The sequence below is a fragment of the Brevundimonas sp. genome (genome assembly GCF_004210735.1).
GTDB lineage: Bacteria > Pseudomonadota > Alphaproteobacteria > Caulobacterales > Caulobacteraceae > Brevundimonas.
Map to the genome: position 1 here is coordinate 1 of NZ_SDZL01000072.1, position 9670 is coordinate 9670.

A 9670-nucleotide genomic window follows, 5' to 3' on the forward strand; every position below is an offset into this window, starting at 1 on the left:
ATCAGGGCGGCGAACATCAGGACCAGTTCGGATAGGGGCAGTCCGTTCACGCCGCCTCGTCTTCGGCGCCGCGGTCGCGCCGGGCCTCGGCCTCACGCACCGCGTCGGCGGCGCGGTCGATGACATCAAGCCCGGCGCCGGGGCGGATCGCCTCGACCGTCAGGATGCGGCGGAAGGCGCGCGCCCCGGGGCGGCCGTGCATCAGACCCAGCATGTGCCGCGCCATCTGCGGCAGGGGCGTCCCTTCCTCCAGCCGCGCGGCCAGATAGGGGCGATAGCGGTCCAGGGCGGCGAAGGCGTCCACGTCAGGCGTATCGGCGCCGAACATCCGGCGGTCCGCCTGACCCAGCAAGGCCGGTTCGTGATAGGCGGCGCGGCCCAGCATGACCCCGTCCAGCTGAACTCCGTCATCGGCGCGCATGTGCGCCTCGGCCTCGTCCAGGGAAGCGATCCCGCCATTGATCGAGATGTTCAGGTGCGGCCGCTCGGCCTTCAGCCGGCGGACCAGGGCGTAGTCCAGCGGGGGAACGTCGCGGTTTTCCTTGGGCGACAGACCCTTCAGCCAGGCCTTGCGGGCGTGGACGATGAAGGTGTCGATGCCCACAGCGGCGCTGGCGTCCACCGTCGCGAACAGGCTGACGGCCGGGTCCTGATCATCGACGCCGATGCGGCATTTGACGGTGGCGGGAACGCTGACCGCCGCCTTGATCGCGGCCATGCAGTCGGCGACCAGTTCCGGCTCGCGCATCAGGCAGGCGCCGAACTTGCCCGACTGGACCCGGTCGGACGGGCAGCCGACGTTCAGATTGATCTCGTCATAGCCATAGGCTTCGCCGATCCGCGCCGCCTGCGCCAATTGCGCCGGGTCCGAGCCGCCCAGTTGCAGCGCCACCGGATGCTCGACCGCGTCAAAGCCCAGCAGTCGGTCACGGTCGCCGTTGATCACCGCCGGGGCCGTCACCATCTCGGTATACAGCAGCGTCCGCGCCGACAGGGCGCGGTGGAACGCCCGGCAATGCCGGTCGGTCCAGTCCATCATCGGGGCGACGGACAGTCTGCGGTCTAGCGGCTGGGCCAAGGCGGGCTCCGGGGGGAAGGAAGCCGCCTGTCTAGGACAAGGCGCGCCCGGATGCGACTCAGTCCGGGCTGACCGAGATCGTCAGCAGGTCGTTGTAGGCGCCGGACATGGCGCCGCGCACCTGGCCCAGGGTGAAGATCAGGGGCATGGACATGCCTTCCAGCGTGCGCGGCGGCTCGACCGGCAGACGGGTGATCCGGTCCAGCGGCACGTCGGTTCCGTCCAGCGCCACCTGATAGCCGATATAGCCGGGCGGCCCGATCAACGGCTTGTTGGCCAGTCGTCCGCGATGCTCGGAATCGAAGGTGACGGTGGAATGGGCGTTGGCGCGGATCTGCAGATAGGCGCGGCGCACGGCGCCGGTCTCGGCCTCGCCGAAGTCGATGGTCTCGACCGAGGCGCCCGAGCCATAGGCCCCGGCCGCCCCGGCGATGTTCATCTGGGCCCGGGCGGGCGAGGAAACGCTGATCTCGACCGGCAGGGGCGAGATCAGCGGCGTCCCGTCCAGGCCGCGCACGGCCAGCCGCATCTCGACCGCATAGACGCCCGCCGGGATCACCAGCGCCTCGGCCACGCCCACGTCGAACTGGGCCATGGCGCTGCCGCCGGCCGGAATGGTCATGGCGTAGGTGAAGGTGGTCAGCTCGGTCCGGCGCAGGTTCGAGGTTTCGCGCGGGCGAAAGGCGATGGGAGCCTCGCCGGCGAACAGTTTGGGAATGGGCGCGTCGGCCAGGTCGGTGAACAACAGCACGACCTCGCAGGCGGTGTCCGACGCATTGGACAGCTCCAGGTCCAGGTCGCCGGGGGGCGAGGCGATGACGTCGAACGGGTCATAGTCGATCCGCACGGTCGTCGGGCTGCGGGTGACCGACAGGTCGCAGGCCGGGGCCGGGCTGGCCGTCACGGCCGCAACCCCTGCCAGTCCCCAGGCGAGAAACCACAGCCAGACCTTCGAGCCTCGGATTCTAGGGGTTCGATTGGATGATGCCGACATCGACCAGTCCTTCCTTGTCCTCGGGCACTACGAACTCGCCCACAACCGCCCCGTCGACGACCATGCGGTAACGGCCCGGCGCCAGACCGTCGCCAACGAACCTCCCGCTGCGATTAGTGAAGAACAGGCGGGGCTCGACCTCTGTTCCGGCCTCTGTCGGGGCGTCGACCGCCTCGATCATGCCGCTGACGAGGGCCAGCGGTTCGCCCGCCTTCATCAGCACGCCCATGGCGGTGCGCGAGGCCGCGCTGCCGATGCGAACGCGATAGCCCGAGCCATAGCCGGGGAAGGCCGTGATCAGACCTGTGCCCAGGTCATAGCCGGCGGGCAACGGATCGACCTGCAGCACCATCCGGTACTGGCCATAGGCGCGGTTGATCGGCGCCAGCGGCGGGCCGAACAGGCCGGATCGGGCGATGGCGCGGCCGCCGCCGTCGGTCAGGGTCAACTGCGACTTGCGCAGCGTCGGGTGGCGGGTGGCGATGATGAAGCCTTCGCGTGACGGTCTCCCCATCGCCAGCACGCCGTCGGCGTAGCCGATGGTCGTCGACAACCGCCACAGGGACTCCAGACTGCTGGCGCCGCCGGCCTCGGTGTTGACCAGCCGGTTGGTGACAAGTTGTCCGTCGAACCGGTTGTTGATGTAGCGCAGATCCGCCGTCAGGGCCTCGCGGTCCCGGTCGCGACTGATCCGGACGTTGCCGCTGAGGTCGTTCAGGTCGCCGGTCGACGCCCGGCCGATGCCCACCTCGGCCAGTTCATTGCGGGAATCGTAGCGGGCCGTGCCGGTCCAGCGGTCGCCCAGACGGGTCAGCAGGGAGATGCCGAAGCGGTTATCCGTCTCGCCGGGATCGCTCTCCTGGCGACTGAACGACAGGTTGACGCCGAACCGGCCGAAGGTGCGGCCCAGCGTCATGTTATACGATCGCTGGTCCGGGAAGGGATCGCGGCCATCGATGGTCGCCGCGCCCAGGGTCAGCGAATAGTCGCGGAAACGCGAGAAGACCTGGGCTGCCGCGCGCCACCGCTCGCGAACGCCGCCATCGGTCGCAAAGGCGTCCTGGAAATAGCGGCTCGCGGCCTGGAACGAGGCGGTGAACCGGGTGTCCTGATGCTCGAACAGGCTCAACTGGCGCAGAAAATCGACCGCGCCGATGACGCCGTCCTGGCCCGTGTCGCCGTTGTGGCTGGCCGAGGCGGACCACTGGAACAGGCCCAGGCGCGTGCCCTGGACTGCGACCACACCGGCCTGTCCTCGCGCGCCGACGGCCTGCAGATTGCCTCCGACGGTCAGGCTCTCGGTCAGGCCGTAACGGGCGAAGCCGGTGCCCGCCAGCGTATCGCCGTAGCGCAGGCGTCCCTCCTCGACCATGCCCGCGGACAGGCCGAAATCCATGATGCCCTTGCCCAGCAGGCCCGAGCCGCCGAACAGGTCGAAGACCGCGATCTCGCGTCGACCGAAGTCGTCATCGACCAGCAGACGCACCGTGTTGGCGCCCTGACCGAAAGGGAAATCGGCCAGCGAGAACGGCCCCGGCTGCAGCCGCAGCCGCTCGATCACCACGCCGTTGACCTCGACCTCGACCAGGGACTCGCGATCCAGCACAAAGGCCTGACGGCCCGACGGGCGGATGTTCTGGAACGGCCGGATCACCGAATAGGCGCGCGCGGCCGAGAACCCCAGTATGCGGTTCGAACCCTGGAAGGAGTCGATCGGCGGCGCGAACTCGCCCGCCGTCAGCCGGATGGCGGAGGAGAAGATGTCCTTCGTCAGCCGGATCTCGCGGCGGTTCCACTTGTCGTCGCCGCTGCCGTCATAGTCGAAGCCGGTAGACAGGGTGACGCCGTCAAAGCCGCCGAAATTCGCCAGCAGATCGACCCCGCCCTGCATCGGACTGAAGTCGTTCCGATCGTGGCTGTAGCGCTGGCCGATATTGAAGGTGGCGCCGAAAGCCTCGGGCGCGGGCTGATCGTAATCGGTCGGATCGACCTCATCTCGCTGGCCCAGCGACACATTGTGAAGGGCGCGTGCAGTCGGCTTCAGATCGACCACGAATGACAGGGCGAAGGTGTCGAAACTGATCGAGAAGTCGCTGGTGGTCAGGTCCTGCATCGCCACCCGCTCCTGGCCGCCGATACGGGTGCGCAGGGCTTCATAGGCGGCGTTGCTGAGCACAGGTTTGAGCAGGTCCAGCAACAGGGCGGCGTTGACCAGCCCCCGGCCGCTGATGTCGACCTGACCGTTGATGTCGCCCAGATAGCGATTGTCCAGCACCAGCGGTCCCTGCACCGGCATCAGCGCCACGGCTTGCCCTGTCGGCACCTGGGGCGTGGGCGCCGCGGCTGTGACAACGACGGGCGGTGGAGTCGTTGAGGCGGCGATCAACAGCGGTGCGGCCGCCGGATTGACCCCGATCCCCACCGCCGGCTGTCCGGCCGAGGCGGCGTCCCTGGCCTCTGTCAGCGCCGGGGCGAGCCGCAAGGGCGGCGGCGCGGGCGCTGCGGGCTCGCGCTCGATCCGCCCGGCATAGGCGTAACGCCCCCCTGCCGTGCGCATCGGCGCATCGAGATCAACGACAGGCTCGAACGGCGCGGCCAGCGCGTCGGGAGCCACAGACAGACCGGCGCCGATGCAGACGGCAGTACGCCAGACGCGCGTTCCTCTACGCGCCTGGCGCACCGGCGTCGCAACTACCGGTCGAGGGGGGATCGACCCGGTCACGGCGCTCTCTTACTGCGGAGTGATGCTGGCGGTGACGTCACCCGATACGCCCGCGACCTGGTCGGCGGGAATACGGATATGGCGCACGCCCCCGGCCTGCAGGGCGCTGACTTCGCCCAGTTCGACCTTGGATGCGTCGACGTCGACCCGTTGGCCTCCGGCGCCGGTCACGGCGTAGCGCGCCGTCCGCAGATGGGCGATGCCCGTTCCGCTGTTCCTGACTGTGACCATGACATCGCCGTTGGCCTCACGCTTCGTGTCCGACAGTTCCAGTCGGGGCGCGGTGCCCGACGGTGAGACGAACAGGTGCGTGTTCACATTGAAGGCGACCTGGACCTCGGCGCCGACAGGGGTGCTCTCGTCCGCCGCCAGCTTCACCGGCAACTGGGCGGTGCGGATAAGGTACATCCGGGGTTCGGACACCTGTTGCGGCCCGACGTAGCGGATCTGGACGACCTGCTCGCGATTGGGCGGAATGATGGACTGGGGTGGGAAGAGAAGAAGGTCGTCGTTCTCCTCCGTCAACGTTCTCCGGCCGTTGTCGTCCAGCGCCATGCGGAACGGCGTCAGCTCGACCGTGATCGGCTGAGCGCTCGTGTTCTTGACGCTGAGACGATAGCCGATGGCGGCTTGCTGGGGCGTGAGGCGGGTGACCATGGGGGTCACGTCAATGGCCTCGGCCGGAACGGTAAGGGCGATCAGGGTCGCCGCGACGGCCATGGCCGCCAGATTCTGGATACGCATCGGTAGTCCCCCCTATGCGTGTGAATTTTACGGATCACTCTCTTCAGGCGTGGAAGAAGGCGGGGGCCGCCGAAGCGGCCCCCGACAACAGCCCCTCCGGCGATCAGGCCGGGTTCAGGTCGAAGTAGAAGGTTTCGCTGTAGGTGTCGGCCGGAGCCGCCAGGGCTTCGGAGACCGAGCCGGTGCAGCCCGAAGAACCGATACCCGGATCTTGCGGGTCTTCTTGCGGCGGGTTCGGGCCTTGGGCCGAGTCGCTGTAGCAGAGGTTCAGGAAGAAGTCGGCCAGCACGCCATTGGCCAGACCCTGGCTATAGGGCGCGTTGCTGATCACGGCCGGGCCACCCGGATAGGTGTCCTGGGGCGAGAAGCCCAGCGAGGCGGCAGGCGCCGCGACAACCAGTTCCCAGTCGTAGTTCACCGTGTTGTGGCCAGTGGGGTGACCGGGGTTGGCGGCCAGACCGAAGAAGTCGCCGTTCTTGAACGACGAGGTCAGGACAGCGCCTTGCGGGTCATTACAGGCCAGACGCAGGGTCGACACTTTCTGACGGTTGCCGTTGGCGACCGAGACGTTCGAGCCGGCGACGTTGGCCAGCTGGATCGAGCAATAGTCAGCGACGTTGGTGCTGACATTCAGGGTGGTGTCGGGCATGGCCATGGCCGAGGCCGGCACGATCAGGGCCGCAACAGCTGCGGCAGCAAGAAGCATACGCATGTGAGTCTATCCTCCAAGGACTGATTATTATTCAGTCGCCCCCACCATCTACAGCGACGACCGATGACGAATACCGTCACCAACCGTTCTATCGAGGGCCGAATGCGCCCGCATCCGCATGCCTACTTACCTTAACCAACCGTTAACCAGTGCTACCTTCTCAACTACTCGATTGTGACTATTACTGTCGCGCAACGATGCGATCAGAACAGAAGATTGCAGGACCGACGCAGAGCCCCGGTCAGCCCCCGCACGCCGAGCTTGGCGTAGATCGAGCGCAGGTGCGCCCGGACCGTGTGTTCCGAGATGTTCATGTCGTTGGCCACGGCCTTGGGACATTTGCCGTCGGTCAGGGCGCACAGAACCCCCGCTTCAGCCCGTGTCAGGTGGAAGGCGTCGGCCAGGGCGGACAAGGCGTCGGCCGGGGGCCGTTCCTCGCTGCGTAAGGCCAGGATGGCGCGCTGCTGCCCCGCCACTCCATAGACGGCGGCGGCCAGCCAGGCCCCGTCACGACCCCGCAGGATCATACGGTGGCGGCCGCTGCGTCCCGAACTGATGGCCCGCAGTCCCTGCATGAAGGCGCCGTCGCTTTCGGGCGAGCCAAAGCGCAGCACACCCCCATAATCGGTGGCGAGCACGCCCCGGCTCAAGGCGTCCTGGGCCGCGCGATTGCTCGCCAGCACACTTCCGTCAAAGGCGATCGCGAGCCGCGGCTCGGGATCGAGATCAAACCAGACGTCTATATCGGTCACCAATCGAGGCGTTTCGCCACTGGTCCGTTCCGGTGTGGCGTAAAGCGCGTCAACCATGCTGAGCCCTCCCTCATCACGACTGCTCGCATTTCTGCGTTATCCACAGACAGCTAACCATATCGATACCCGGAAGCAAGATAGTCAACATTGGTAGGTTACTTGTTTCAGAAACGCCTATTTCTGAAACTCGCGTTTCCGAAAACACGATATCCTGTGCTTTCAGGTTTGATCGACACCACACATCTATCTTTACACGGTTCACCTGAGCCGGTGATTGATCCAGATCAAGCGTGACCATTGGCGTACGGCCAAGCTTGAGCAGCCGTCGCTCACGTTCTCGTGTTCACTGGACAGGCATCAACCTTGACTGTGCGTGATCTTGCACAACTCAGGTAATCGTCCGTCCACAGCCTGGGGATCGATCAGGCGGCGGGCGTCTCGCTGGCCTGATCGTTCAGCAACCGCCCCTCGCGTCGGGGCTGGATATAGGGCTGCGGTTCGGGCGTCGTCATATTGCCGCGCATCAGCGCCCGGCCCGCCGTGATCCCGCCCGACAGCTGCAGCGCCAGACGCTCCTCGTCGCGGCGGCGGACGTCCTCGATCGTCTCGCGCGCCTCGTCCTCGCTGAAGCCCAGGTCGCGCAGGACCGCCTCGCCGAAGACCAGGGCGGATTCGAAGGTCTCGCGAATATGGTAATCGACGCCCGCATGGATCAGGCGCAGCGAATGCCCCCGGTCAAAGGCGCGCACGAACAGCTTGGTCAGCGGGAACTCGGCCTTGACCAGTTCGACGATGCGGTCGGCGACCTCGGGCCGGTCCACGCAGACCAGGATGGTCTCGGCCTGATCCGCCCCCGAGGCGCGCAGCACGTCCAGACGCGCGCCGTCGCCGTAATAGACCTTGAAACCGAAATTCCCGGCCGCCTGGATCATCTCCACATCGTTCTCGATGATCGACACGTCGACGTCGCGCGCCAGCAGCGGCTGCGACACGACCTGGGCGAAGCGGCCGAAGCCGATGATCAGCACCCGCTCGCGCAGGCCCTCGGCGCGCTCCACCCCCTCGGCGTCGTCCGGCGACAGGGTCTCGCGCGGCAGCAGGCGCGCGGTGATCAGCGCCGTCACCGGCGTCAGCACCATCGACAGGATGACGATCGCCGTCAGGGCCGCATGGATGCGCCCGTCGAACACCCCCGCCGCCAGCGCCGCGCTGTACAGGACAAAGGCGAACTCGCCGCCCTGGGCGAACAGGACCGCGCGCTCGACCGCCTCACGCTCCCGCGCGCGGAACAGGCGGGCGATGACATAGATGCCGACCGCCTTCACCGCCATGAAGGCGATGACCCCGCCGACGACCATGACCCAGTCCTCGACCACCACCGCCAGGTCCAGCGACATGCCGACGCTGAGGAAGAACAGGCCCAGCAGGATCGACCGGAACGGATCGACGTCCGCTTCCAGCTGATGACGGAAGGTGGATTCCGACAGCAGCACCCCGGCCAGGAAGGCGCCCATGGCCATCGACAGGCCGACGCTGGACAGGGTCAGGGCCGCGCCCACCACCACCAGCAGCGCCGCCGCCAGCATGATCTCGCGCCCCCCGTATTTGGCCAGCAGGCGGAACAGCGGATTGACCACATAGCGGCCCGCCACAAGCACCCCCGCCACCGCCGCGACCGCCAGGCCGATGGTCAGCCACAGCGGCCGGCTGTCCTCGCCCGCCACGCCGGTGGCCGTCGCGATCACCGCCACGATGGCCAGCAGTGGCACGATGGCCAGATCCTCCAGCAACAGGATGGACACCGCCCGCTGGCCCGACGGCCCCTGCAGCTCGCCGCGTTCCTCCAGCATCTGCATGATGACGGCGGTGGACGACAGGACGAAGCCCATGGCCCCGATGAAGGCCGTCTCGGCCCGCAGGCCCGCCGCCATGCCGACCACCGTCAGCAACAGGCCGCACACCACGACCTGGGCCGCGCCCAGGCCGAAAATCTCCTTGCGCAGGTTCCACAGCTTTCGCGGCCGCATCTCCAGTCCGATGATGAACAGGAAGATGACCACGCCGAACTCGGCGACATGCAGGATGGTCTCGGGCTCGCGGAACAGGCCCAGGCCGAACGGGCCGATGGCCAGACCAGCGGCCAGATAGCCCAGCACCGACCCCAGCCCCAGCTTGCGGAACACCGGCACGGCGATGACGGCGGCGCCCAGCAGGGCGGCGACATGGCCCAGGTCCAGTCCGGTGGTCGGTTCGGCCATGATCGTTCTCTCTCCCGCTAAGCTCCATTGTGGGGACGCCGACACGCGATTGCGAGGGGGCGCCGGCATGGCCGCCGCGCCACACCGGACGAACGACGGCCGGTCAGGCCCGGCCAGCGCCACAGTTTCGCCGAACAGGGCGCCGCCTGATGCGGTCAGAGATCAGGGAGAGAGCCCATGCGTCGCCTCAAGACCAGTGTCGTCGTCCTGTTGAGCCTGTCCGTCGCCGCGCCCGCCGTCGCCCGGCAAGAGGTGTCCCCGACGCGGAGCAAGCCCGTCGATGGCGTCGCCTCGCCCGCCGCCTGCGCCCCTTATGGATTCACCGTGCGCGAGACGCGCACAGGTCCGATCGATCATCAGTATCGTCAGGCGCACGCCAGCGGCGTCGCGCCGCCGCCGCCGCCTCCCCC

General features: G+C 67.5%; 7 protein-coding genes and 1 pseudogene. 1 reads left to right on the top strand and 7 read right to left on the bottom strand.

Annotation, left to right across the window (positions count from 1 at the left end):
- Nucleotides 1-46: 46 nt before the first annotated feature.
- The 7 genes from dusA to EON91_RS12785 all read right to left on the bottom strand — a co-directional run bounded on the left by dusA (nucleotide 47) and on the right by EON91_RS12785 (nucleotide 9260).
- Complete coding sequence (gene dusA / locus EON91_RS12755) at nucleotides 47-1078, bottom strand: tRNA dihydrouridine(20/20a) synthase DusA (RefSeq protein WP_292095397.1); 1032 nt, start codon at nucleotides 1076-1078, stop codon at nucleotides 47-49.
- A 58-nt stretch (nucleotides 1079-1136) separates the two neighbouring features.
- Nucleotides 1137-1982, bottom strand: a complete 846-nt coding sequence (locus tag EON91_RS12760; protein ID WP_292095401.1) for a hypothetical protein — start codon at nucleotides 1980-1982, stop codon at nucleotides 1137-1139.
- 61 nt (nucleotides 1983-2043) lie between these two features.
- Complete coding sequence (locus tag EON91_RS12765; RefSeq protein WP_292095403.1) at nucleotides 2044-4794, bottom strand: hypothetical protein; 2751 nt, start codon at nucleotides 4792-4794, stop codon at nucleotides 2044-2046.
- A 9-nt stretch (nucleotides 4795-4803) separates the two neighbouring features.
- A complete protein-coding gene (locus EON91_RS12770; RefSeq protein WP_292095405.1) occupies nucleotides 4804-5538 on the bottom strand; it encodes a fimbria/pilus periplasmic chaperone in 735 nt (244 codons plus the stop codon).
- 103 nt (nucleotides 5539-5641) lie between these two features.
- Nucleotides 5642-6250, bottom strand: a complete 609-nt coding sequence (locus EON91_RS12775; RefSeq protein WP_292095408.1) for a hypothetical protein — start codon at nucleotides 6248-6250, stop codon at nucleotides 5642-5644.
- Nucleotides 6251-6453: 203 nt separating this feature from the next.
- Complete coding sequence (locus EON91_RS12780) at nucleotides 6454-7059, bottom strand: helix-turn-helix transcriptional regulator (RefSeq protein WP_292095409.1); 606 nt, start codon at nucleotides 7057-7059, stop codon at nucleotides 6454-6456.
- A gap of 365 nt (nucleotides 7060-7424) precedes the next feature.
- A complete protein-coding gene (locus EON91_RS12785; protein ID WP_292095411.1) occupies nucleotides 7425-9260 on the bottom strand; it encodes a monovalent cation:proton antiporter-2 (CPA2) family protein in 1836 nt (611 codons plus the stop codon).
- A gap of 177 nt (nucleotides 9261-9437) precedes the next feature.
- Between EON91_RS12785 and EON91_RS12790 the strand changes: the two are divergent.
- A pseudogene (locus EON91_RS12790) lies at nucleotides 9438-9670 on the top strand (hypothetical protein); the annotation flags it as partial.